The sequence below is a fragment of the Geodermatophilus sp. SYSU D00814 genome (genome assembly GCF_054050055.1).
Genome location: NZ_JBJGYP010000002.1, coordinates 169,546 through 192,613 on the forward strand (window position 1 = coordinate 169,546; position 23,068 = coordinate 192,613).

At 75.8% G+C, this 23,068-nt stretch carries 25 protein-coding genes; 15 read left to right on the plus strand and 10 right to left on the minus strand.

Annotated features, from left to right (window positions below):
* Positions 1-25: 25 nt before the first annotated feature.
* On the minus strand, positions 26-871 hold the full coding sequence (locus ACI780_RS02380; protein ID WP_456870293.1) for a formate/nitrite transporter family protein: 846 nt from the start codon (positions 869-871) through the stop codon (positions 26-28).
* Positions 872-1,001: 130 nt separating this feature from the next.
* On the opposite strand from ACI780_RS02380, the gene ACI780_RS02385 reads away from it, so the two are divergent.
* Complete coding sequence (locus ACI780_RS02385; RefSeq protein ID WP_456870294.1) at positions 1,002-1,385, plus strand: hypothetical protein; 384 nt, start codon at positions 1,002-1,004, stop codon at positions 1,383-1,385.
* 3 nt (positions 1,386-1,388) lie between these two features.
* Positions 1,389-2,612, plus strand: a complete 1,224-nt coding sequence (locus ACI780_RS02390; protein WP_457000615.1) for a glutathionylspermidine synthase family protein — start codon at positions 1,389-1,391, stop codon at positions 2,610-2,612.
* 7 nt (positions 2,613-2,619) lie between these two features.
* Here ACI780_RS02390 and ACI780_RS02395 read toward each other — a convergent pair whose 3' ends face one another.
* A complete protein-coding gene (locus ACI780_RS02395) occupies positions 2,620-3,177 on the minus strand; it encodes a dihydrofolate reductase family protein (RefSeq protein ID WP_456870296.1) in 558 nt (185 codons plus the stop codon).
* Positions 3,178-3,255: 78 nt separating this feature from the next.
* On the opposite strand from ACI780_RS02395, the gene ACI780_RS02400 reads away from it, so the two are divergent.
* The 3 genes from ACI780_RS02400 (at position 3,256) to ACI780_RS02410 (ending at position 5,274) form a co-directional block, all read left to right on the plus strand.
* On the plus strand, positions 3,256-3,702 hold the full coding sequence (locus ACI780_RS02400; protein ID WP_457000616.1) for a nitroreductase family deazaflavin-dependent oxidoreductase: 447 nt from the start codon (positions 3,256-3,258) through the stop codon (positions 3,700-3,702).
* A gap of 74 nt (positions 3,703-3,776) precedes the next feature.
* A complete protein-coding gene (locus ACI780_RS02405) occupies positions 3,777-4,739 on the plus strand; it encodes an ABC transporter substrate-binding protein (protein ID WP_456870298.1) in 963 nt (320 codons plus the stop codon).
* Positions 4,740-4,773: 34 nt separating this feature from the next.
* Entirely contained in the window at positions 4,774-5,274 is a 501-nt protein-coding gene (locus ACI780_RS02410) for a DUF2127 domain-containing protein (RefSeq protein WP_456870299.1), read from the plus strand.
* Here the strand turns inward: ACI780_RS02410 and ACI780_RS02415 are convergent.
* The 3 genes from ACI780_RS02415 to ACI780_RS02425 all read right to left on the minus strand — a co-directional run bounded on the left by ACI780_RS02415 (position 5,225) and on the right by ACI780_RS02425 (position 8,021).
* Positions 5,225-6,196, minus strand: coding sequence for an aldo/keto reductase (locus tag ACI780_RS02415; protein WP_457000617.1), 972 nt, complete (start codon positions 6,194-6,196; stop codon positions 5,225-5,227). The two genes, ACI780_RS02410 and ACI780_RS02415, sit on opposite strands and share 50 nt — an antisense overlap.
* Positions 6,197-6,321: 125 nt before the next feature.
* Positions 6,322-7,395: a winged helix DNA-binding domain-containing protein gene (locus ACI780_RS02420; RefSeq protein WP_457000618.1), complete on the minus strand. Its 1,074-nt coding sequence runs from the start codon at positions 7,393-7,395 to the stop codon at positions 6,322-6,324.
* A gap of 38 nt (positions 7,396-7,433) precedes the next feature.
* Entirely contained in the window at positions 7,434-8,021 is a 588-nt protein-coding gene (locus ACI780_RS02425; protein ID WP_457000619.1) for a GNAT family N-acetyltransferase, read from the minus strand.
* Between the two features lie 10 nt (positions 8,022-8,031).
* On the opposite strand from ACI780_RS02425, the gene ACI780_RS02430 reads away from it, so the two are divergent.
* From ACI780_RS02430 to ACI780_RS02455, 6 genes are all read left to right on the plus strand, one after another.
* Positions 8,032-8,631, plus strand: a complete 600-nt coding sequence (locus ACI780_RS02430; protein ID WP_457000620.1) for a class I SAM-dependent methyltransferase — start codon at positions 8,032-8,034, stop codon at positions 8,629-8,631.
* A 10-nt stretch (positions 8,632-8,641) separates the two neighbouring features.
* Positions 8,642-8,767 carry a hypothetical protein gene (locus tag ACI780_RS02435; protein WP_456870304.1) on the plus strand — a complete coding sequence of 42 codons (126 nt, stop codon included), beginning with the start codon at positions 8,642-8,644 and terminating at the stop codon, positions 8,765-8,767.
* Between the two features lie 10 nt (positions 8,768-8,777).
* Positions 8,778-9,203 carry a DUF1801 domain-containing protein gene (locus tag ACI780_RS02440; RefSeq protein ID WP_456870305.1) on the plus strand — a complete coding sequence of 142 codons (426 nt, stop codon included), beginning with the start codon at positions 8,778-8,780 and terminating at the stop codon, positions 9,201-9,203.
* Positions 9,204-9,307: 104 nt separating this feature from the next.
* A complete protein-coding gene (locus ACI780_RS02445) occupies positions 9,308-9,523 on the plus strand; it encodes a three-helix bundle dimerization domain-containing protein (RefSeq protein WP_456870306.1) in 216 nt (71 codons plus the stop codon).
* A gap of 31 nt (positions 9,524-9,554) precedes the next feature.
* Positions 9,555-11,174, plus strand: coding sequence for an ABC-F family ATP-binding cassette domain-containing protein (locus tag ACI780_RS02450; protein ID WP_457000621.1), 1,620 nt, complete (start codon positions 9,555-9,557; stop codon positions 11,172-11,174).
* A 34-nt stretch (positions 11,175-11,208) separates the two neighbouring features.
* Entirely contained in the window at positions 11,209-11,598 is a 390-nt protein-coding gene (locus ACI780_RS02455) for a hypothetical protein (RefSeq protein ID WP_456870308.1), read from the plus strand.
* A gap of 72 nt (positions 11,599-11,670) precedes the next feature.
* Here ACI780_RS02455 and ACI780_RS02460 read toward each other — a convergent pair whose 3' ends face one another.
* The gene (locus tag ACI780_RS02460) at positions 11,671-12,870 is read right to left on the minus strand and encodes an amino acid deaminase/aldolase (protein ID WP_457000622.1); all 1,200 of its coding nucleotides are present in this window, start codon (positions 12,868-12,870) and stop codon (positions 11,671-11,673) included.
* Positions 12,871-12,968: 98 nt separating this feature from the next.
* Here ACI780_RS02460 and ACI780_RS02465 point away from each other — a divergent pair, with 98 nt between their 5' ends.
* Entirely contained in the window at positions 12,969-14,309 is a 1,341-nt protein-coding gene (locus ACI780_RS02465) for a D-arabinono-1,4-lactone oxidase (RefSeq protein WP_457000623.1), read from the plus strand.
* A 4-nt stretch (positions 14,310-14,313) separates the two neighbouring features.
* On the opposite strand, the gene ACI780_RS02470 is transcribed toward ACI780_RS02465, so the two are convergent.
* The 3 genes from ACI780_RS02470 to ACI780_RS02480 form a co-directional block, all read right to left on the minus strand.
* The gene (locus ACI780_RS02470; RefSeq protein ID WP_456870311.1) at positions 14,314-15,201 is read right to left on the minus strand and encodes an aldo/keto reductase family oxidoreductase; all 888 of its coding nucleotides are present in this window, start codon (positions 15,199-15,201) and stop codon (positions 14,314-14,316) included.
* Between the two features lie 52 nt (positions 15,202-15,253).
* Positions 15,254-16,468, minus strand: coding sequence for an MFS transporter (locus ACI780_RS02475; RefSeq protein ID WP_456870312.1), 1,215 nt, complete (start codon positions 16,466-16,468; stop codon positions 15,254-15,256).
* Positions 16,469-16,598: 130 nt separating this feature from the next.
* Positions 16,599-17,777: an alcohol dehydrogenase catalytic domain-containing protein gene (locus ACI780_RS02480; protein WP_456870313.1), complete on the minus strand. Its 1,179-nt coding sequence runs from the start codon at positions 17,775-17,777 to the stop codon at positions 16,599-16,601.
* 287 nt (positions 17,778-18,064) lie between these two features.
* Here ACI780_RS02480 and ACI780_RS02485 point away from each other — a divergent pair, with 287 nt between their 5' ends.
* From ACI780_RS02485 to ACI780_RS02495, 3 genes are all read left to right on the plus strand, one after another.
* The gene (locus tag ACI780_RS02485) at positions 18,065-19,261 is read left to right on the plus strand and encodes a peptidoglycan DD-metalloendopeptidase family protein (protein ID WP_456870314.1); all 1,197 of its coding nucleotides are present in this window, start codon (positions 18,065-18,067) and stop codon (positions 19,259-19,261) included.
* 111 nt (positions 19,262-19,372) lie between these two features.
* A complete protein-coding gene (locus ACI780_RS02490) occupies positions 19,373-20,287 on the plus strand; it encodes a cation diffusion facilitator family transporter (RefSeq protein WP_456870315.1) in 915 nt (304 codons plus the stop codon).
* Between the two features lie 117 nt (positions 20,288-20,404).
* Positions 20,405-21,361 carry a cytochrome c oxidase assembly protein gene (locus ACI780_RS02495; RefSeq protein ID WP_456870316.1) on the plus strand — a complete coding sequence of 319 codons (957 nt, stop codon included), beginning with the start codon at positions 20,405-20,407 and terminating at the stop codon, positions 21,359-21,361.
* Between the two features lie 72 nt (positions 21,362-21,433).
* Here the strand turns inward: ACI780_RS02495 and ACI780_RS02500 are convergent, their stop codons facing one another.
* Positions 21,434-23,032: an MFS transporter gene (locus tag ACI780_RS02500; RefSeq protein WP_456870317.1), complete on the minus strand. Its 1,599-nt coding sequence runs from the start codon at positions 23,030-23,032 to the stop codon at positions 21,434-21,436.
* Positions 23,033-23,068: the final 36 nt, after the last annotated feature.

Consider the following 23,068-nt stretch of genomic DNA (forward strand, 5'->3'; position numbering starts at 1 on the left):
GCGGCGACCGTAGCGGCGCCCCGGCTCAGGCGCGCTCGGCCGGCTCGGCGCCCGTGCGCGGGGCGGCGTCGGGTGCGTCGCGCAGGAACAGGTACCAGTAGGAGGTCCCGACGAAGACCACCGCGCCGACGAGGTTGCCCACGCCGGCGAGCAGCCAGTTGGTCAGGGTGTCGCCCCAGTTCGCCCCCTCGACGCCGGCGAACACCGCCGCCGGCAGGAAGAACATGTTGGCCACCACGTGGTCGAAGCCCATCGCGACGAAGGCCATGACCGGGAAGAAGACGGCCAGGATCTTGCCCGCGACGCTGGTGGTGGCCAGCGACATCCACACCGCCAGGCAGACCAGCCAGTTGCATCCGACGCCGCGCAGGAAGGTCTCCCACGCGGTGTGGTGGGTCTTGCCGTCGGCGATCTCGGCCAGCCGCGCGAAGGTGAGCCCGGCGCTGCCGGTGCTGTCCGGGTCGCCGATGACCCCGGTGGAGACGGCGAGGAAGAAGGCGACGAACAGCGCGCCGAGCAGGTTGCCGAGCAGCACCAGCGTCAGGTTCCGGACGACGTCGGCGACGGTGACCTTGCCGTTCATCGCGCCCAGCGGGACCAGCATCATGTTGCCGGTGGCCAGGTCGGACCCGGCGATCAGCACCAGCACCAGCCCGAGGGTGAAGGCCGCGCCCATGAACAGCGTGGGCAGCGTGCCCCAGGTGCCCGGGTCCAGCCCCGAGGAGACGGTGATCGCGACCAGCGCCCCGAAGGAGATGTAGGCGCCGGCGAGGAAGGCGCTCACCAGCACCCGGTCCCAGCTGCGGTGCACCTTCTTCGCCCCGGTCGCCGCGGCGACCCTGGCGACCTCGGCGGGTTCCTTGGCGGTCATCACGCCTCCCCGGGCACGACGGCGTCGGTGCCCGGACCGTAGCGGTACGGGACCGTCCGCGCCGCCCGGCGGCCGTCGGGGGAGCCGGGACGGCCTAGGGTCGGGGCGTCCACCGAGGCGGGAGGGGTCCATGGCGTTCTCGAACCGGGTGCGCAGCGCGTTGACGACGACGGTGCTCGCCACCGCCGCCACCGGGTTCCTCGCCGGCTGCGGCACCGACGACCAGGAGGAGCAGGTCGCGTACTGCACCGACGAGGACGGCGAGATCGTCGACGACGACTACTGCGACGACGGCTACCGCGGCCCCGGGCTGTTCTTCCTCTACCTCGGCGCCTTCCGCCCCGGCCTGCCGGTCGGCACCGTGCTGCCCCGCGGCGGCACCCGGGTCGACCCGCGCGACACCGTCGCCCGCCAGCGCTACGGCCTGCCCGCCGCCGGCGCGGTGGTCGCCGGCACCCGGGTCGCCGGGGGCATCGGCTCGGGCACCGGCGGCACCGGCAGCTCGGGCTCCTGAGGCGTGCGGCGCGTCGAGGGCGGCGTCGTCCGGCCGGGGTGGGAGGCCGAGGTCGAGGCCCAGGGCCTGGTCTACAACCGCACCGCCACCCCCGGCGGTGAGGCGCGCAGCTACTGGCGCGAGGGCCCGTACTACGACTTCACCTCCGAGGAGGTCGCCCGGCTCGAGGGCTGGGTGGCCCAGCTGTTCGAGATGTGCGTCGCCGCCGGCGACCACGTCATCGAGCACGACCTGTTCGACCGGATGGGCATCCCGCTGATCGCCCGCTCCGGCATCCGCAGCACCTGGGAGGCCGAGCCGCCCAGCGTCTACGGCCGCTTCGACCTGCGCTACGACGGCTCGGGCCCGCCCAAGCTGCTGGAGTTCAACGCCGACACCCCGACCGCGCTGGTCGAGGCGGCGGTCACGCAGTGGAACTGGCACCTGTTCACCGGGCAGGGCCGCGACCAGTGGAACGCGCTGCACGAGAAGCTGGTCGCGGCCTGGCAGCGCAACCTGACCCGCTGGGAGCGGCGGACCGGGGTGCGCCCGCGGGTGCACCTGGCGTGGAGCAGCGCCGACACCTCCGGCGAGGACCGGATGACCGTCGCGTACCTCATGGACACCGTCGTGCAGGCGGGCTACGAGGCGGTGGAGGTCGTCGTCGAGGACCTCGCGCTCGACTCCGGCGACGGCCGCTTCTACGACCCGGCCGGGCGCCACGTCGACGTCGTCTTCAAGCTCTACCCCTGGGAGTGGCTGGTCGACGACGAGTTCGGCGCCGCCGTCCTCGCCGACGCGGCCCGGCCCGGCGGCACCACCTGGGTCGAGCCGGTCTACAAGATGCTGTGGAGCACCAAGGCGCTGCTGCCGGTGCTGTGGCGGATCTTCGGCGGCGACCCGGTGCTGTCCGAGCTGCTGCTGCCGGCCTACTTCGCCGACGAGATGCCCTCGAGCTGGCGCGACTACGTGCGCAAGCCGCTGTGGGGCCGCGAGGGCGCCAACGTGCAGATCGTCCGCGACGGGCAGGTGGTGACGGCGATGCCCGGCCGCTACGGCACCGAGGGCTTCGTGGTGCAGGGGTTCGCGCCGCTGCCCGACTTCGCCGGCGTCGACGGCCCGCACCACCCGGTGCTCGGCGCGTGGGTGGTCGACGGCGAGCCGGCGGGCCTGGGCATCCGGGAGAGCGACGGGCTGGTCACCGACGACCTCAGCTTCTTCGTCCCGCACACCGTCGACGCCGGCTGAGCCGCCCTCACGCCCGCCGGTAGGTCAGCAGCGTGACGCCGGAGCGGAAGGTGCGGCCGCTGCCGGTGGCGGTGAGCCGGACGTCGGTGCCCTCGGGGAACAGCCGCCGGCCGCGGCCGAGGACCCGCGGGAAGACGAACAGCCGGTACTCGTCGACCAGGCCCGCGGCGACGAGCGCGTGGCAGAGGGTGATGCTGCCGGTGACGCCCACCTCGCCGTCGCGGCCGGCCACCAGCCGGGCCACCTCCTCGACCGGGTCGCCGGCCAGCACGGTGGTGCCGGCCCAGTCCGGCTCGGTGAGCGTGCGGGAGACGACGGCCTTGTCCACCGCGTCGAGGTGCGCGGAGATGCCGGTGGTGTCGCCGGGCCGCTGCCGCCAGTAGCCGCGCATCTCCTCGAAGGTGCGCCGGCCGACGAGGAAGACCGACTGGCCGGTCATGTGCTCGCGGACGGCGTCGAGCTGGTCGGTGGTGTCGGCGTCGTCGTCCTGCGGGGCGAACCAGCCGCCGGTGGCCTCCACGACGCCGTCGAGGGTGCTGTTCTGGGTGATCACGAGCCGTCCCACGCCGGCCTCCTGTCGCTCGGGGTCTGACCAGGGGTGACCGGCCGGGCGGCGCGGAGTCATCGGTCCTACGGTCGCGACATGCCACTCGAGGGGGAGTACGAGCCGAGCACGCAGGGCTGGGTCCGCGAGCAGGTGGAGCGCTACGAGGCCACCGGGGGCCGGGAGGCCAACACGCTGCGCGACACCGGGCTGCCGGTCGCGATCTTCACGACCCGGGGCGCGCGGACGGGCAAGGTGCGCAAGCAGCCGCTCATGCGCGTGGAGCACGACGGCGTGTACGCGATGGTCGGCTCGCAGGGCGGGGCGCCGCGGGACCCGGCCTGGGTGGCCAACCTGCGCGCCCACCCCGACCAGGTGACCGTGCAGGACGGCCCGGAGCCGTGGGACGGCGTCGCGCGCGAGATCGGCGGCGAGGAGCGGGCCGTCTGGTGGGAGCGCGCGGTCGCCGCGTACCCGTCCTACGCCGAGTACCAGGAGCGGACCGACCGCGTGATCCCCGTCTTCCTGGTCGAGCGGAAGGGGTGACGTCGGCCCCTTTGGTGAGGCTGTCCTAAGTTCTCCGTGGTGCCGGGTGGTCCGGTGCCGGGAGGAGGGCAGTGGTGCTCTGGGGACGGACCGGCCGTGGCCGGGGAGCCGGTGCGGTGCTGGCGCTGGCTCTGCTCAGCGGCTGCGGGTCGACGGAGGCCGAGGCGGAGGCTGGGGCGGCGCCCGCCGAGGAGACGCGCACGGTCGAGCACGCGATGGGGGAGACCGAGATCGCCGGCGAGCCGGAGCGGGTCGTCGTCCTGGACACCGGTGAGCTCGACGCCGCCCTGGCGCTCGGCGTGACGCCGGTCGGGGCGGTCCGCACCGACGTCAGCGACGAGCTGCCCGGGTTCGTGACCGCCGCCGGCGCCGACCCCGCCGACATCGCCGCCGTCGGCACCATCGCCGAGCCGGACCTGGAGGCGATCGCGGCGCTCGAGCCCGACCTGATCCTGTCCAACGCGGTGCGGCACGCCGACGTCTACGAGCAGCTCGCGGGGATCGCGCCCACGGTCTTCGCCGAGGCGATCGGCGAGAGCTGGCAGGAGAACCTGCTGCTGGCCGGGGAGGCGCTGGGCCGCGCCCGGGAGGCCCAGGAGCTGCTGGACGCCTACACCGCCCGGGCCGAGGAGGTCGGCGCGCGCTACGGCGACCCGGCGGCCACCGAGGTCAGCGTCGCCCGCTTCCTCGACGGCACGCTGGTGCGCCTCTACGGCGAGGGGTCCTTCATCGGGTCGGTGCTGGCCGACGTCGGCTTCGCCCGGCCGCCGGTGCAGCGCACCGCCGAGACCTTCGTCGAGGTCTCGCCCGAGCAGGTGACGCAGGCCGACGGCGACCTGCTCTTCTACGGCGCCTACGGGCAGGAGGGCGCGACGGCGGCCGGGCAGGTCACCGGCGGGCCGCTGTGGCAGTCGATCCCCGCGGTGGCGCAGGGGCGCTCGGTCGCCGTCGACGACGACCGCTGGTTCCTCGGCCTCGGCCCGCTCGGCGCCGGCCTGGTGCTCGACGACCTCGAGGAGCTGGCCGACCGGCTCTGACGGCGCTGGACGCGGCCCGCCCGGGACCGGGAGCATGCCCGGCACGACCACCGACCGGCTGCTGCGGGCCGCGCTGTACGTCAAGGGACTCGACGGCGCGGTGGAACTGCTCGCCGGGGTGGCGCTGCTGGCGGTGGGTCCGCGCGGGCTCGGCGAGCTGACCCGCGCGGTCGTCACCCACCACCTCCTCGGCAGCCCGGCCGGCGGCCTGGCCGAGCGCTTCGCCGCCGGGGAGGCCGACCTGGCCGGGCGCGACCGGACCTTCGCCGTCGTGTACCTGACGCTGCACGGCCTGGTGAAGCTCGGCCTCGTCGTCGCCCTGCTGCGGGAGGTGCTGCCCGCGTACCCCGTCGCCGTCGGTGTCCTCGGGGTGTTCTGCGCCTACGAGGCCCACCGCGCGCTGGACCACGGCTCGTGGACGCTGGGGGTCGCGGCCGTGCTCGACCTCGCGATCGTCGTCCTGGTGCTGCGGGAGTACCGGCGGCTCAGAAGCCGGCGACGGCGTGCGGGCGGTAGGGCGCCTCGAGCCGGCTGACCTCGTCGTCGGTGAGGTGCAGGTCGACGGCGGCGACGGCGTCGTCGAGGTGCGCCGCCCTCGTGACGCCGACGATGGGTGCGGTGACCACCGGCTTGGCCAGCAGCCAGGCGAGCGCCACCTGCGCGCGGGGGACGCCGCGTTCGCCGGCCACGTCGGCCACCGCCTCGACGACCGCGCGGTCGCTGCGCTCGTCGTAGAGGCGGCTGCCGAACGCGTCGTTCTCCGAGCGGTGCGTCGTCTCGTCCCAGTCGCGGGTGAGCCGGCCGCGGGCCAGCGGGCTCCACGGCACCACGCCGATGCCCTGGTCGGCGCACAGCGGCAGCATCTCCCGCTCCTCCTCGCGGTTGAGCAGGTTGTAGTGGTCCTGCATCGACACGAAGCGGTGCCAGCCGTGCTCGCCGGCGGTGTACAGCGCCTTGCTGAACTGCCAGGCCCACATGCTGCTCGCGCCCAGGTAGCGCACCTTGCCGGAGCGGACGGCCGAGTCCAGCGCCTCGAGGGTCTCCTCGATCGGCGTGGCCGGGTCCCAGCGGTGGATCTGGTAGAGGTCGACGTGGTCGACCTGCAGCCGCCGCAGGCTCGCCTCGAGCTCCCGCAGGACGGCCACCCGCGACAGCCCGCCGCCGTTGGGGCCCGGGCGCATCCGGCCGTGCACCTTGGTGGCCAGGACGACGTCGTCGCGGGTGGTGAACTCGCGGATCGCCCGCCCGGTGATCTCCTCGCTGGAGCCGGCCGAGTAGACGTTGGCGGTGTCGAGGAAGGTCACGCCGGCCTCGAGCGCCTTCCGGATCAGCGGCATCGCCTCGTCCTCGGGCAGGCTCCACGGCGTCATCCCGCGCCCCGGCTCGCCGAAGCTCATCATCCCCAGGCAGATCCGCGACACCTCGAGCCCGGTGGCGCCCAACCGCGTGTACTCCATGCGCACACCCTGCTGCGGCGGCCGGTCACCCGCGACCGCGCCCGGGTGCGCTGTGCCGGTGTTCCTCGTGCACGGCCGGTCCTGCAGCGCCCGCGGTGCACGAGGAACGCGGGCAGTGCGGGCGCTCAGGGCAGCGCGGCGGCCAGCGCGGGCACCCGCTCGGCGACGCCGTCGGGCAGCGCGGTGAACGGCTCGACGGTCACCGTCCGCCGCGCGCCGGTCCCGGTCCACCGCCACGTGCCCACCGCGCACCCGCCGGTGACGACGGTCGGGCGGAAGACGCCGTTGCCGCCGGGCACGATCCGGTCGGCGTGCTCGGCCGGCACGGTGCAGGTGCGGTCGGCGTAGCCGAGGACGATCTCGTCGAAGCCCGGCAGCAGGTGCAGCCCCGCGGCCTCGGCGCGGCAGCCGGCCAGCCGGTCGGGCGTGTCCGGGTCCATGAGCATCTCGGTGCCGCCGACGTCGACCGCCGCCAGCCGGTCGCGCACCAGGGCGAGCCCGGCCCGGGCGTCGCGCACCGTCGTCCCGGCCCAGCGGACCAGGTCGGCGACGCCGGCCGGCCCGTGCCCGGTGAAGAAGCGCAGCGCCAGCTCGGCCAGCGCCTCCTCGCCGGCGAGTCGCCGGGGCCGGCGGATCCACTCGTCGAGCAGCACGAAGGCCTGGTCGGTGCCCTCGGGCGGGCCGAGGACGAGCGTCCCGGTCTGCGCGAGGTACCAGAGCGTGTGGTAGCCCTTCTGGCCGGCGACGTCGCAGCCGCCGTCGGCCAGCGCGGCCAGCAGGTCCCGGCGGCCCAGCCGCCGGCCGCCGGAGAGCGCGGCCACCGCCGTCTCCCGCGACCGCTCGAGGTCGGCCTCGGTCAGGCCGACGACCGCGCGCCGCTTGGCCGCGCCGGCCAGCGCGCGGGCGCCGAGCAGGTCGAGCATCCAGGGCAGGTCCTCGGCGGGGGTCAGGTGCAGCGTGCCGCGCATCGGCCACGAGCGGACGACGCTCCCGTCGGCCAGCGCCGCCTCGACACCGGCCCGCGACCGGTCGGCGGTGCGCAGCGCCACCGACGTCAGCGCCCCGGGCCAGTCCTGGCCCTGCACGGCCAGCAGTCCCCGGACGGCGGCCGCGGCGTCGGGGAACGGCGGCCCGGCGACCCGCTGGGCCACCAGCCGCAGCAGCGCGACCTCCTGCGGCGGGACCTGCGGCGTCGTCATGGCGCGACCCTGCCACGGCCCGCCGACGGCAGCGGGCCTCAGCGCACCAGGTGCCGGTAGACCACGTCCTCCGCGTCGGGCTCGGTGGTCAGCGCGGTGAACCCCGCGGTGGCCGCCGCGCGCAGGCTCGCGGTGTTGTCCGGCTCGATGCCGAGGACGAACTGCTCGACGTCGGCGGTCTCCGGCGCGGCGACCAGGGCCCGCAGCGTCGCCGCGCCGATCCCGCGGCCGCGGCGGGACGGCGCGACGACGTAGGCCGCGCCCATCGTCCGGCGGGGGTCGGTCGCGAGCACCCGCTCGGTCGCCGGGTCCCACACCGTCCAGCGGTCGTAGACGTCGCCGCCGACCTGGGCGACCACCACGCCGTCGTCGTCGAGGGCGACGAAGGTGCACGAGCGCAGCACCCGCCGGCCGCGGAACTCGTCGGTCCACACCGTGCTGCGCAGCGCGAACTCCCGCGCGGGCCAGTCGCGCCCGCCCAGCCGGCGCTGCGTCTCCGGGTCGTCGAACCACGGCAGCAGCCCGGGGAGGTGCTCCGGCTCGAACGGCGCCAGCCGGACCGTGCTCACCCCGACCAGCGTGGCCCGGCTGCGCACCGCCCGCACGCCGGGCCGGGGCGCTGCCACACTGCCGCCCGTGCAGGCGGAGGACTGGGACGCGCGCTACGCCGAGCGGCAGCAGTGGTCGGGGGAGCCCAACGCCCTGGTGGCCGAGCTGGTGGGCGGCCTGCCGCCGGGTGCGGCGGTCGACCTGGCCGCGGGGGAGGGGCGGCACGCGCTGTGGCTGATGCGGCTCGGCTGGCGGGTGACCGCGGTGGACTTCTCCGCCACCGGCCTGGCCCGGGGGCGGGCGCAGCCGGACGCCGGCCGCGTCACCTGGGTCACCGCCGACGTCACCGGCTGGTCCACCTCCCCGGACTCGCTGGACCTCGTGCTGGTCGCCTACCTGCACCTGCCCGACCCCGCGATGACCGGCCTGCTGCGGCGCGCCGTCGGCTGGCTGCGCCCCGGCGGGCGGTTCCTGCTGCTCGGCCACGACGTGGACAACCTCGCGCACGGGACCGGCGGCCCGCAGGACCCCGCGATCCTGCACAGCGCCGCCCGCCTGGCGCCGGTGGCCGCCCTGCTCGACGTCGACCGGCTCGGGCCGGTGCCCCGCGGGACCCCGGCCGGGACCGCCGTCGACACGCTGCTCTGGGGACGGCGACCCGCCCGTCCCGTCGGTCCCGGCGGCTAGCGTCGCGGGCGTGATGGGCATGGGCGGGGCCGGCGGCCCCGGGGCCGAGCGGCGACGGCGACTCGTGGCCGCGATCGTCGTCCTCGCGCTGGTGCTGGCCGCCGGCGCGACGGTGCTGTCCCTGGTGCTGCAGTGAGGAGGCCGTCGTGACCGACCCGGTGGAGGAGTGGTTCGCCGCCGCCGGCCCGCGCGCCGACGAGCTGCGCCGCGTCGACGCGCTGGTGCGGGAGGCCGCGCCCGGCCTCGACCGGCAGCTCGTCCCCGCCGGCTCCGGGCACGTGCTGGGCTACGGGCTGATGCCCTACCGGCCGCGGTCGGCGAAGGAGACGACGCGGTGGCCGCTGGTCGCCCTCGCCGCGCAGAAGCGGCACCTGTCGCTGTACGTCTGCGCCGTCGTCGACGGGGAGTACCTGCCCGAGGCCCGTGCCGCGCGCCTCGGCACGGTGTCCTGCGGGAAGAGCTGCATCCGCTTCTCCTCCCTCGACCGCGTCGACACCGGTGAGCTCGCCGCACTGCTCCGCGACGCCGCGGCGGTCACCTCCTCCGGCGGCAACGCCTTCTTCGCGACCTGACCGGCCGCCGCCCCCCGTGGGCCCTTGGTCCCTGGTCCGGCGGGCGGTGCCCCGCCACGCTGGACGCCGACCCCGGACCGGCCACACGAGAGGCCCGCCTGCGCATGACCGCGACCTCCGAGTACGTCGCCCCCGTCACCGACACCTCCGTCGACGAGGCGGTGGCCCGTCTCGTGGAGGAGTTCCGGCCGCGGCTGCGGCCCCAGGTGATCGGCACGGTGGTCGCCTCCTGCCGCCGCGACCTCAGCGGCGTCCCGGTCACCGCGCTGCCGGAGATGGTCGAGCGGCTGGCGCGCACCCGCCTGGAGTCGGTCGGCTGAATCCGCTTGCCCCGTCGCCGACGATGAGCCGGTGGGCTACGTCGACGTGAGCGGGGTCCGGCACACGCTGCCGGACGGCCGGGTGCTGCTGGACGACGTCTCCTTCCGCGTCGGCGAGGGCGCCCGCGCGGCGCTGGTCGGGGAGAACGGCGCCGGGAAGACGACGCTGCTGCGGATCATCGCGGGGGACCTCGTCCCCGAGGCGGGCGCCGTCGCCCGCAGCGGCGGTCTCGGCGTCATGCGGCAGTTCGTCGGCTCGGTGCGCGACGACACCACCGTGCAGCGCTTCCTCGTCGGGCTGTCCGCGCCGGCGGTGCGCGCCGCGTGGGACGCCGTCGAGGCCGCCGAGCTCGTCCTCATGGAGACCGACGACGAGCCCGCGCAGCTGGCCTACGCCGACGCGCTCGCGCAGTGGGGCGACGCCGGCGGGTACGACGCCGAGGTCACCTGGGACACCGTGACCGTCGCGGCCCTGGGCGTGCCCTACGACCGGTGCAAGTACCGCGAGCTGTCGACGCTGTCGGGCGGTGAGCAGAAGCGCCTGGCGCTGGAGGCGCTGCTGCGCGGGCCCGAGGAGGTGCTGCTGCTCGACGAGCCGGACAACTACCTCGACGTCCCGGGCAAGCGCTGGCTGGAGGAGCGGCTGCTCGAGACCCGCAAGACGGTGCTGTTCGTCAGCCACGACCGCGAGCTGCTCTCCCGGGTCGCCGACCGGGTGGTCACCGTCGAGGGCGGGACGGCGTGGGTGCACGGCGGCGGGTTCGCGAGCTACCCGGAGGCCCGCGCGGCGCGGCACGAGCGGATGGCGGAGCTGCGGCTGCGGTGGGACGAGGAGCACCAGCGGCTCGTCGACCTGGTGCGCACGCTGCAGCAGCAGGCCGCCAACTCGCCGGACATGGCCTCGCGCTACCGGGCGATGCAGACGCGGCTGGCGAAGTTCGAGGCCGCCGGCCCGCCGCCGGACCGCCCGCCGGAGCAGAAGGTGGCCATGCGGCTGCGCGGCGGCCGTACCGGACAGCGCGCGGTCGTGGCCGAGCAGCTGGAGCTGACCGGGCTGATGCAGCCGTTCGACCTGGAGGTCTGGTACGGCGACCGGGTCGGCGTGCTGGGGGCGAACGGGGCGGGCAAGTCGCACTTCCTGCGGCTGCTGGCCGGGCAGGACGTCGCGCACACCGGGTCCTGGCGGCTCGGCGCCCGCGTCGTCCCCGGGTTCTTCGCCCAGACCCACGCCCACCCCGAGTGGCTCGACCGCACGCCGGTGGACCTGCTCTGGCACGGCGAGCCCGGACGGCCGGGGGTCGACCGCGGCCGGGCGATGGCGGTGCTGCGCCGCTACGGGCTCACCGACTCCGCCGACCAGCCGTTCCGGACGATGTCGGGCGGGCAGCAGGCGCGGTTCCAGATCCTCGTGCTCGAGCTGTCGGGCGCCACGCTGCTGCTGCTCGACGAGCCGACCGACAACCTCGACGTGCTGTCGGCCGAGTCGCTGGAGGAGGCGCTCGCGGCCTTCGACGGCACGGTTCTGGCCGTCACCCACGACCGCTGGTTCGCCCGCTCGTTCGACCGGTTCCTCGTCTTCGGCGCCGACGGGCGGGTGTACGAGTCGGCCGAGCCGGTGTTCGACGAGGCCCGGGTCGCCCGGGCGCGGTGAGGCTCCGTCAGGTCGTCCTGACATACGCTGGGTCATGGACGTCGACGACCTCGAGCGCCGGACCACCCTCGCCGGCGCCGTCCGCCGCTACGACGAGCTGCGCGCCCGCGACTCGCTGGCCGACCCCGACGACCCCACCGGCCCGCGACCGCTGGACCGCGACGAGGCGCTGGAGCTGCTGGCCCTCGGCGAGGTGATCGTCCGCCGCGCCGCACAGGGCCGGCAGCTCACCGTGCGCACGGCGCGCACCACCGGCGCGTCCTGGGCGCAGATCGGCCGCGCGCTCGGCGCCACCCGCCAGTCGGCGTGGGAGGCGCACCGCCGCTGGATCGACGCCCAGGTCGACCACCCGGAGGGCTCGGGCGGGCTCACCCCGGAGGAGGCCGCCGAGGCCCGCGCCTGGCTGGCCAACGACGCGGACTGATGAAGGACCCTCCTGCCCCCCACCGCTCGCTCCGCTCGCGGCGGGCCCCTGCAGGAGGGCCGTTCCAGTACGTCACCCGAACGTGCGGCCCTCGCCGCGGTAGGTCGGGACGGCGCCGGTGAGCCGGTCGCCGGCGAGGGTGTGCAGGACGTCGACGTGTTCGCACACCTCCCCGGCCTTGGCGTGGCGGAACCACACCCGGTCGCCGACCGCCAGCCCCCGGGCCCCGGGACCGCGCAGCGGCGTCTGCACCTCCCCGGCGCCCTCGGTGCCGAGCAGCCGCAGCCCCGCCGGGTGCACCGGGCGCGGGGAGCGGTCGCGGCCGGGCGGGCCGGAGGCGATCCAGCCGCCCCCCGCCACGGTGACGATCCCCGGCGCCGGGCGGCGGGTGACCGCCAGCGCGAACAGCAGCGCCGGCTCCCCGCGGACGGCGCGGTATCCGTCGAACAGCGTCGGCAGGTACAGCCCCGACCCGGCGGCCAGCTCGGTCACCGCGGGGTCGGCCGCGGTGCGCTCGAGGCTGCCGGTGCCGCCGCCGTTCACGAACTCCAGCGGCGCCACCGCGGAGACGGCGGCGACCGCGGCGGCCCGCCGCCCGGCCAGCTCGCGCATCGACAGCGCCTGCACGCCGCGCACCGCCAGGGCCCGCAGCGGCCGGCCGGGCGGCGCGTCGGGCACCCCGGCCACCTGCGCCTCGTAGGCCATGAGCCCGGCCAGGGTGAACCCGGGCCGGTCGTGCACCGTCCGCGCCAGCGCCGCCGCGCCGGCCGGGTCGTGCACCGGCGACCGGCGCACCCCGAGGTGCACCCGCCCGCCCCCGGCGCGCAGCGAGGCGTCGAGGTCGAGGCAGACCCGCACCGGCGGCCGGGTGCCGGGAGCGGCCACCGCGTCGACCAGGTCGAGGTGGTCGGGGGAGTCGACCACCAGCGTCACCCGGGCGGCGAGCACCGGGTCGGCCACCAGCCGGCGCAGCGCCGACCGGTCGGCCGAGGGGTAGCCGACGACGACGTCGTCGCTGACCGGGTCCTCGCCCCCGGCCAGCCACAGCGCCTCGGCCAGGGAGTACGCGAGCACGCCGGCGAAGCCCGGCCGGGCCAGCACCCGCCGCAGCACCGCGCGGCAGCGGACGGACTTGCTCGCCACCCGCACCGGCCGCCCGCCCGCGCGGCGCACCAGGTCGTCGGCGTTGGCGTCGAGCGCGTCGAGGTCGACGACGGCGAGCGGCGGGTCGAGGTCGGCGGTGGCGGCGTCGAGCCGGGCCCGGGCGGTCACGGTCCGGGAGCCTCCCGGGCGGTGGGGGCCGCGGCAAGCAGCGACCCTCGACGGGCGGCGCCGGGCCCGCCAGACTGCCGCGGACACCGGGAGGACGAGTGACGGGCACCGGCACCCCGCGCACGGGCACGTGGCGCAACTGGGCGGGCGACCAGCGGGCGAGCGGGCTGACCATCCTCGCCCCGGCTGGCACGGAGGAGGTCGCCGCGCAGGTGCGGGCGGCGGCCGCCGCGGGCCGCCGGGTGACGGCGCTGGGCAGCGGCCACTCCTTCAGCGGCATCGGCCGGCCGGAGGACGTCGCGCTCACCCTCCACCGGCACGCCGCGCCGCTCGGCGTCGACGACACCGGCCTGGTCACCGTGCAGGCCGGCATGCCGCTGCACCGGCTGAACGCCGAGCTCGCCGCGCGGGGCTGGGCGCTGACCAACCTCGGCGACGTCGACCGGCAGACCGTCGCCGGCGCGGTGTCCACCGGCACGCACGGCACCGGGGCGCGCTTCGGCGGGCTGGCCACCCAGCTGCGGGCGCTGGAGCTGGTCACCGCCGACGGCGGCGTGCTGCGCTGCTCCCCCGACGAGCACCCCGACGTCTTCTCCGCCGCCCGCGTCGGGCTCGGCGCGCTCGGCGTGCTGACCGCCGTGACCGTGCAGGCCGTGCCCGCCTTCGCGCTGCGCGCCGAGGAGGGCCCGGCGCGGCTGCCGGACCTGCTGGCCTCCTTCGACGAGGTCGTCACCTCCACCGACCACGTCGAGTTCTACTGGTTCCCGCACACCGACCGGTGCCTGCTCAAGCGCAACACCCGGGTGCCGCTGGCGGAGGTGGCGCCGCTGTCGCGGGCCCGGGCGCTGTGGGAGGAGGAGGTGCTGGCCAACGCCGGCTTCGCCGCCGTCGTCGCGGCCGGCCGCCGCGTGCCCGCGCTCGTCCCGCCCCTGGCGGAGCTGTCGGCGCGCGCGTGGGGCACGCGGACCCACACCGACCGGAGCCACCGCGTGTTCGTCTCCCGCCGGCGGGTGCGGTTCCGGGAGATGGAGTACGCGGTCCCGCGGGAGGCCGCCCCCGCGGTGCTCGCCGAGCTGCACCGGGCGGTCGACGCCGGACCGTGGCGCGTCCCGTTCCCGGTCGAGGTGCGGGTCGCCGCCGCCGACGACGTCCCGCTGTCGACGGCGTACGGGCGCGACACCGCCTACGTCGCCGTCCACGTCCCCGCGCGCAGCGACCCCGGCGGCTTCTTCGACGCGTTCGAGGCGATCGCCGGCGCCGCCGGTGGCCGGCCGCACTGGGGCAAGCAGCACGGCCTCGACGCCGCCGCGCTGGCCGCCCGCTACCCGCGGTTCGCCGAGTTCACCGCGCTGCGGGCCCGGCTCGACCCCGGCGGCGTCCTCGGCAACGCCCACCTCGACCGGGTGCTCGGCCCGGTCGGGGCGGGCGTCGCCGGGTGAGCGCTCAGAGGTCGACGTCGGGCTCCCCGGTGCCGCCGATCCGGTCGAGCTCCTCGAGCTCGGCGGGCCCGAGCACCCGCATCGCCGCCTGCAGGTTCTCCTCCAGGTGCGCCACCGACGCGGTGCCCGGGATCAGCAGGACGTTGGGCGAGCGGGCGAGCAGCCAGGTCAGCGCCACCTGCATCGGCGTGGTCTCCAGCCGCCGGGCCACGGTCTCCAGCGCCGCCGACTGCAGGGGGGTGAACCCGCCGAGCGGGAAGTAGGGCACGAAGGCGATGCCCTCGTGGGCGAGCGCGTCGACCAGCGGGTCGTCGTCGCGGTGCACGAGGTTGTAGTGGTTCTGCACGCACACCACCGGGGCGATCGCGCGCGCCTCGGCGAACTGCTGCGTCGTCACGTGCGAGACGCCGAGGTGGCGGATCAGGCCCTCCTGCTGCATCTGCGCCAGCGCCCCGAACGGCTCGGCCAGGGACCGCTCGACCGGGGTGGCCTGGCCGGGCATCCGCAGGTTCACCACGTCGAGGACGTCGACGCCGAGGTGCTCGAGGTTGTCGTGCACCGCCGAGCGCAGCTCCTCGGGGGAGAGCGCCTCGGGCCACCCGCCGTCGGGGGTCCGCCGCGCGCCGACCTTGGTGACGATCGTCAGGTTCTCCGGGTAGGGGTGCAGCGCCTCGCGGATGATCTCGTTGGTGACGTGCGGGCCGTAGTAGTCGCTGGTGTCGAGGTGGTCCACGCCGAGCTCCACGGCCCGGCGGAGCACGGCGACGGCGGCGTCACGGTCCGCGGGCGGGCCCATGACGTGCGGCCCGGCCAGCTGCATGGCCCCGTAGCCCAGGCGGTGGACCGTGCGGTCCCCGAGCGCGAACTGTCCTGACCTGTCGGCGGTCGTCATGCCCGCCTCCTACCCGTGCCGGCGGCGGCCGACCGTCGGGTCGGGCCGTCGCTCAGGCCGCCGTGTCGAGCCGGTCGCCCACCGCACGGCGCCACTGCCGGACGTCGGCGTCGACCCGTGCGCGCTCGCGCAGGTCGGCCCGCCGCACGAGCAGCGCCAGGCCGGTGCCGACGACGGCCAGCCCGGCACCCACCCAGATCGGCGCGGTGTAGCCGAGGTCGAGGGAGAGGACCAGCGCGCCGAGGGCGGCACCGATCGCGTTGGCCACGTTGAACGCCGCCTGGTTGGCCGCCGACACCAGCGTCCCGCCGCGCACCCGGGCGGCCTCGATGACCCCGTTCTGCACCACCGGGCCCATCGCGAAGGCGACGGTGCCGAAGAGCACGAGCAGGACGACGGCGGCGGCCGGGGTGCCGGCGAGCAGCGCGAAGGCCACGAGCAGGCCGGCGGTGGTCAGCAGCCCGACGGCGACGAAGGCGAACCCGAAGCGGTCGCCCAGCCGCCCGCCGGCCAGCGTGCCCACGGTGGTGCCCACGCCGAACAGCGCCAGCACCGGCGTCACCCAGCCCGCCGACAGGCCGGCCAGCTCGGTCAGGATCGGCGTGACGTAGCTGTAGACGGCGAACAGCGCGGCGAACCCCAGCATGGTCAGCGCCAGGACCAGCCACACCTGCGCGCGGCGGAACGCGGCCAGCTCCGACCGCAGGTCACCGCGCTCGCCGACACCGGCCGGCAGCCAGGCCAGCAGCCCGGCGATGGTGACCAGCCCGACGACGGCGATGCCGCCGAGGACCAGCCGCCAGCTCAGCTGCTGGGCGACCAGCGTGCCCAGGGGGACGCCGACGACGTTGGCCAGCGTGAGGCCGGTGATCATCAGCGAGATCGCCTGGGTGGCCCGCTCGGGCGCGACCAGCCGGCGCGCGGCCACCGCCCCCACGCCGAAGAAGGAGCCGTGCGCCAGGGCGGTGAGCACCCGCGCGGCGACCAGCGTCTCGTAGGTGGGCGCCAGCGCCGACAGCGCGTTGCCGACGACGAAGACGACCATCAGCGCGACCAGCGTCTGCCGGGGCGGGAAGCGCACCCCGAGTGCGGTCAGCGTCGGGGCGCCGAGCACGACGCCGATCGCGTAGGCGGAGATGAGCAGGCCGACGGCCGACACCGAGACGCCGAGGCCGTCGGCGATCTCAGGCAGCATGCCCATCACCACGAACTCGGTGGTGCCGATGCCGAAGGCGCCGATGGCGAGGGCGAGCAGACCGCGGGGCACGAGGGGGACTCCTGGGGACGACGGCGGACGGGGCGGTGCGGACGTCGTCGTCCGGAGTGGTTGTCCTATCCAACGGCAAGGCGCCGGCCGCGCGGGACATGCCCCGCGCGGCCGGTGGTCCTGCTCACGGTCAGGGCTGCAGCAGCACCTTCACCGCGCCGTCCTTCTTCTCGCGGAAGTCCGCGTAGGCCTGTGGCGCCTGCTCCAGCGGGACGCGGTGCGTGGCGAAGTCGTCGACGCCGAGCGGGTCGCCCTCGAGCAGCAGCGGCAGGATGTCGGGCACCCAGCGCCACACGTTGGCCTGGCCCATGCGCAGCTGGATCTGCTTGTCGAACATCTTCGACAGTGGCATCGGGTCGGTCGCCCCGCCGTAGACCCCGGACAGCGAGATGGTCCCGCCGCGCCGGACGGCCTCGATCGCCGTGTTCAGGGCGGCCAGCCGGTCGATGCCGGCGACCTTCATCACCGGCGCCATGATCGCGTCGGGGACGACGGCGCTCGCCTTCTGGGCGATCTGCGCGAGGGGGGAGCCGTGCGCCTCCATGCCGACGGCGTCGATGACCGCGTCCGGCCCGCGGCCGTCGGTCAGGTCGCGGATCGCGCCGACGACGTCGTCCTGGTCGGTGGAGCGGATCACCTCGGTGCCCCGGGCGGTGGCCCGGGCCAGCCGCTCGGGGACGACGTCGGAGGCGACGACGCGCTGGCCCAGGTGGGCGGCGATGCGGGTGCACATGTCACCGATCGGGCCGAGGCCGAGCACCAGCAGTGTGCCCCCGGGCGGGGTCGCGGCGTACTGCACCGCCTGCCAGGAGGTGGGCAGCACGTCGGAGAGGTAGACGAAGCGGTCGTCGGACGGCCCGTCGGGGACCTTGATCGGCAGCGTGTTGCCGAAGGGCACCCGCAAGTACTCGGCCTGCCCGCCGGGCACCTGCCCGTAGAGCTTCGTGTAGCCGAACAGCGAGGCGCCGAAGCCCTGCTCGCGGTTCTGCGTGGTCTCGCACTGCGACTGCAGGCCCTGCGAGCACATCCAGCAGGTGTTGCACGAGATGTTGAACGGAACGACGACGCGGTCGCCGGGCTTTACCGCGGTCACCGCGGAGCCGACCTCGCGCACGATCCCCATCGGCTCGTGCCCCATGACGTCGCCGGTGGACATGAACGGCGCCATCACCTCGATCAGGTGCAGGTCCGACCCGCAGATGCCGCTGGAGGTGATCTCGACGATGACGTCGGTGTCCTCCTGCAGCGTCGGGTCCGGGACTGTGTCGACCTGGACGTGGGCACGTCCGTGCCAGGTGACTGCGCGCATGAGTGGGCTCCTCGGGTCCTCGTCAAGGGGGTCTGCTTCCGGCTCCTGCCCCACGTGAGCCTCGTCGCGCCTGGTCAGCGCACCCATGCGGCGCGTCGGTCACTCTGAGTCAGAAGAGGTAACCGCTGCGTGGAGAGACGTCCGCGTCGTCCCGTGGCCGACACCACACCAACGGCCTTCTGTACCCCGGTCGTCAGATCACGAAAACATCACGGCGTGTTTACATGGGCCCCGCCCGCTCCCCCGGGCACCGCACGACGTCCCTGTCCCCGACGGAAGTCAGGTGCATGACCGAGCTCCACCACGACCGCCTCCTCGACGGAGGGACGGCCCCGCGACCGACCGCGGCCGGCACCCTCCGCACGGCTCCGGCGGCGTCGCCCTCGCGGCGGCGCTCCCCGAGCGGGACGGCGGCCCAGCGCACGACCCCGCAGGGACGTCCGGGGGAGACGTCCTCGACCGGGGAGTCCACGCCGACCCGCGACGCGGGCGGCCTCGAGGTCCGGACCATCGTCCTCACCGGCAACGTCGTCGTCGACCCCTCCCGGGGCGACGGCGGCGCCGCGCCCGCCGACCTCGTCGAGGAGGTCCTCGCGGCCGAGCCGGTGACCGCCGTGGCCGACACCACCGAGCTCGTCGAGGCCGCCGACGCCCAGGCGCTGGCCGTCGTCGCCGGACCCACCGAGGACACCCCGCCCGCGGAGGTCCGCCCCGCCGACGGGCCCGGCACGACCTCTCCTCGGCGCTCCCGGCTGCGGGTGCCGCGCCGGCGCCCGGCCTTCTACCTCGCCGCCGCGCTCGTCGGCGCCCTGGCCGTGGGCGCCACCTCCGCCGGCGACGGCGTGGCCCGGGCCCACGACCCCGAGCCGGTGAGCCACTCGGTCAGCGTCGCCGAGGAGCTCGGCCTCGACCGCGAGGACCTGTCCGCCGAGGCCGCCGCGCAGGCCGACGCCGCCGCGCTCGGCGAGGTGACCGCCAGCCGCAACGCCCGCGAGGCCGAGGCCGCCGCGGCCGCCCAGGCGCAGGCCGAGGCCGACCGGGTCGCCGCCGAGGCAGCCGCCGCCGCGGCCGCGGAGGCCGCCCGGCCGAAGGCCGTCCTGCCCGTGGCCGGCGGCCGGCTCACCAGCACGTTCGGCGCCCGCTGGGGCACCCTGCACGCCGGCATCGACCTCGCCGCCCCCATGCTCACCCCCGAGTACGCGGCCGCCGACGGCGTCGTCCTCGAGGCGGGCCCGGCCAGCGGGTACGGCAACGCCGTCTACGTCCAGCACGACAACGGCGACGTCACCGTCTACGGGCACATGGAGGAGATCCTCGTGCAGCCCGGCCAGGTGGTCCGCGCCGGCGACACCATCGCCCTGCTGGGCAACCGCGGTCAGTCGACCGGGCCGCACCTGCACTTCGAGGTGCACGTCGGCGGCATCGACGGGCAGAAGATCGACCCGATCCCGTGGCTGCAGGAGCGCGGCGTCACCGTCGCGTAGCCGTCTCGTGGTCGGGACCCCGTCCCGGCGCGCCCCCTCCCGGCAGGTCCGGGCAGGGGGGCGCCGCCGTCCGGGGACACTGCGGGGGGAGACCGAGGGGAGGTGGGGCGGGTGGGAGCCGGGCACCGGCACGACCACGGCACCGCCGCCGGCGCCTCCCGCGGCCGGCTCGCGGCCGTCCTCCTGCTCACCCTCGCGGTGCTCGCGGCCGAGGTCGTCGGCGCCCTGGTGTCCGGGTCGCTGGCGCTGCTGGCCGACGCCGGCCACATGGCCACCGACGCGCTCGGGATCGGCCTGGCCCTCGGTGCGGTGACCCTCGCCCAGCGCCCCGCCCGCGGCCGGCGCACGTTCGGCTGGCAGCGGGTGGAGATCCTGGCCGCCGTCGCCAACGGGCTGCTGCTCGCCGGGGTCGCGGTCGTGGTGGTCGTCGAGGCCGTCCGCCGCATCGGCGACCCGCCGGAGATCGACCCGGCGGTGGTGCTCGTCGTCGCCGCCGCGGGGCTGCTGGCCAACCTCGCCGGGCTGGCCCTGCTGCACCGCCGCCGCGGGTCGCTGGCCGTGCGCGGCGCCCACCTGGAACTGCTCGGCGACGCGCTCGGCTCGGTCGCGGTGCTGCTCGCGGGCGCCGTCGTCGCCCTCACCGGGTGGACGCCGGCCGACACCGTCGCCGCCCTGCTGGTCGCCGCCCTGGTGCTGCCGCGGGCCTGGACGCTGCTGCGGGAGTCCCTCGACGTCCTGCTCGAGGCCGCACCGCGCGACGTCGACCTCGACGCCGTCCGCGCCCACATCCTCCGGGTGGAGGGCGTCGTCGGGGTGCACGACCTGCACGCCTGGACGATCACCTCGGGCCTGCCGGTGCTGTCGGCGCACGTCGTCGTCACCGACGAGGCGCTGGCCGCCGGCCACGGCGGGCGGGTGCTCGACGCGCTGTCGGGCTGCCTGGGCGACCACTTCGACGTCGCCCACTGCACCTTCCAGATCGAGGCCGAGGCGCACGCCGGGCACGAGGCCCCCGTCCACGACTGAGGAAGGACCACCCTTCCCCCACGCCTCGCAGGCTCGGCGCGGGACCCTGAAGGACGGCCGTTCCATCTCCCCACCAGGTGGGACAGTGGAGGGCGACGCGGAGGACCGGAGGTACAGGTGGAGCACGGGCACCACTCGGGCATGTGGGTGCCCGGCGAACCACCCACGTGGGGACGGCTGTTCCTGCCGCACCTGGACGCGTGGTCGGTGCTGCCGGTGCTCGCCCTGCTCGGCCTGCTCGCCTACCTCGTCGGCACGGTGCGGCTGCGCCGCACGGGCGTGGCCTGGCCGTGGTGGCGCACGGTGTCGTGGGGAGCCGGCTGCCTGTCGCTGTTCGCCGTCACCGGGACCTGGCTGAACGGCTACAGCATGGTGCTGTTCAGCGTGCACATGGCCCAGCACATGGTGCTGTCGATGGTGGCACCGCTGCTGCTGCTGCTCGGCCGCCCGGTGACCCTGGCGCTGCGGGCGCTGCCGCGGGGGAGGGGAGTGGCCGGGGTGCCGCGGGCGCTGCTGCTCGACGCCCTGCACAGCCGGGTGGCCCGCTTCCTCTCGCACCCGCTGTTCACGCTGCCGCTGTTCCTGGTGAGCCTCTACGGCGTCTACTTCACGCCCGTCTTCGACGCCCTCATGGGCGACCCGCTCGGGCACCAGTTCATGCTCGCCCACTTCACCGTGACCGGGCTGCTGTTCTTCGGGCCGATCCTGGCGCAGGACCCGTGGCCCCGGCAGGTCGGCCACGCCGGCCGGATGCTCGAGCTGCTCATCCCGATGCCGCTGCACGCCTTCTTCGGTGTCGCGATCATGATGTCGTCGTCGCTGGTGGTCCGGACCTTCGCCGACCCGCCGGCCGGCTGGGGCGTCGACCCGCTCACCGACCAGAACACCGCCGGCAGCATCGCCTGGTCCTTCGGCGAGCTGCCGACGGTGCTCGTCCTGCTCGTCGTCCTGGCGAGCTGGATGCGCTCGGAGGAGCGCCGCGGCCGCCGGATCGACCGGGTGGCCGCCCGCACCGACGACGCCGAGCTCGAGGCCTACAACGCCCGGCTCCGGGCGATGGCAGCCCGCAGGTGACCGGCTGGAACGGCCCCGCTGCAGGGGCCCGCGCCGAGCGGAGCGAGGCGTGGGGGGCAGCGGGGTCCTTCGTCAGCCGACGTGGACGACGCCGTCGCCGGTGGGGACGTCGTCCCTGGTCGCCTTGATCAGCAGGCCGGCCACGATCGAGCCGGCGACCAGCAGGGCCGCCGCCCAGGTGAACGCCGTCGTGTAGCCCTCCACCTGGCCCTGCAGGCCCACGGTCGGGTCCTGCGGGTTCGCCCCCGAGGACAGCGCGTCCGCGGTGTAGGCGCTGATGGCACCGACCGACAGCGAGGCGAGGACGGCGGTGCCGATCGAGGCGCCCACCTGCTGGGTGGCGTTGAGCACCGCGCTGGCGGCGCCGGCGTCCTGCTCCCCGGCGCCCACGAGCGCCAGGTTGGACAGCGGCACGAACGTGAAGCCCAGGCCCAGGCCCAGCAGCAGCTGCCCGGGGAAGGGCAGGGTCCAGAAGCTGGTGTCGAGCCCGACGAACGACAGGGTGAACAGCCCGGCCGCGGCCAGCAGTCCGCCGACCACCATCAGCGGCTTGGGGCCCAGCCGCGGGGTGAGCGCGCTGGCGGCGCCGGCGGAGACGAAGACGCCGAGGGTGGTGGGCAGCGAGGCCAGCCCCGCCCGCACCGGCGTGTAGCCGAGCACCTGCTGGAAGTAGAGGCTGAGGAAGAAGAACGCCCCGATCAGCCCGGCGCCGACCAGCGTGGAGGTCAGGTAGGCGCCGCCGCGGTTGCGGTCGAGGACGATGCGCATCGGCAGCAGCGGGTTGCGGGTGCGCAGCTCCAGCAGCACGAACAGCGCCACCAGCACCAGGCCGGCGACGATGAACACCCACGCCAGGCCGTCGGTCCAGCCGCTCTCGGGCGTCAGCAGGGAGGTACTGCCCTGGGCGGCCGCCTGGGCGTTGGCGGCCGCGGTCTCGGCGGCGTTGGTCTGCGACGCCTCGGCGACCCGGGTGAACCCGTACACGATCGACGCGAGGCCCAGGGTCACCAGCACGGCGCCGGGGATGTCGTACCTCGTGTCCCCGGGTGCCTTGCTCTCCGGGACGATCGGGATGGCCAGCGCGATGGCCAGCAGCGCCACCGGCAGGTTGACCCAGAAGCACCAGCGCCAGTCGGCGTACTCGGTCAGCACCCCGCCGAGCAGCAGCCCGACCGCCGACCCGCCACCGGCGATCGCGCCGTAGACGCCGAAGGCCTTGGCCCGCTCCCTCGGGTCGGTGAACAGCACGGTGAGCAGGGCCAGGGAGGCCGGCGCCAGCAGCGCGCCGAAGACGCCCTGCAGCGCCCGGGCGCCGAAGAGCATGGCCTCGTTCTGCGCGAGGCCGCCCACCGCCGAGGCGACGGCGAAGCCGGCCGCGCCGACGAGGTAGGTGCGCTTGCGGCCCCAGAAGTCGGCGATGCGGCCGCCGAGGAGCAGGAAGCCGCCGAAGGTGAGGGTGTAGGCGGTGACGATCCACTGCTGGGTCGCGGCGCTGATGTCCAGGCCGCCCTCGGACTCGGGCGCGGACACGGCGGGCAGGGCGATGTTGACGATCGTCGCGTCGAGGATGACCAGCAGGACGGTCATCGCGATGACGCCGAGGGCCAACCAGCGCTTCTCGTAGGGCTCCGCGGCCGGGGTGTCCGCGGACGTGGACGACGGGTGGCTCATGTGGGTCCTCGGGACTCGTGCGGGGGTGGACCGGGG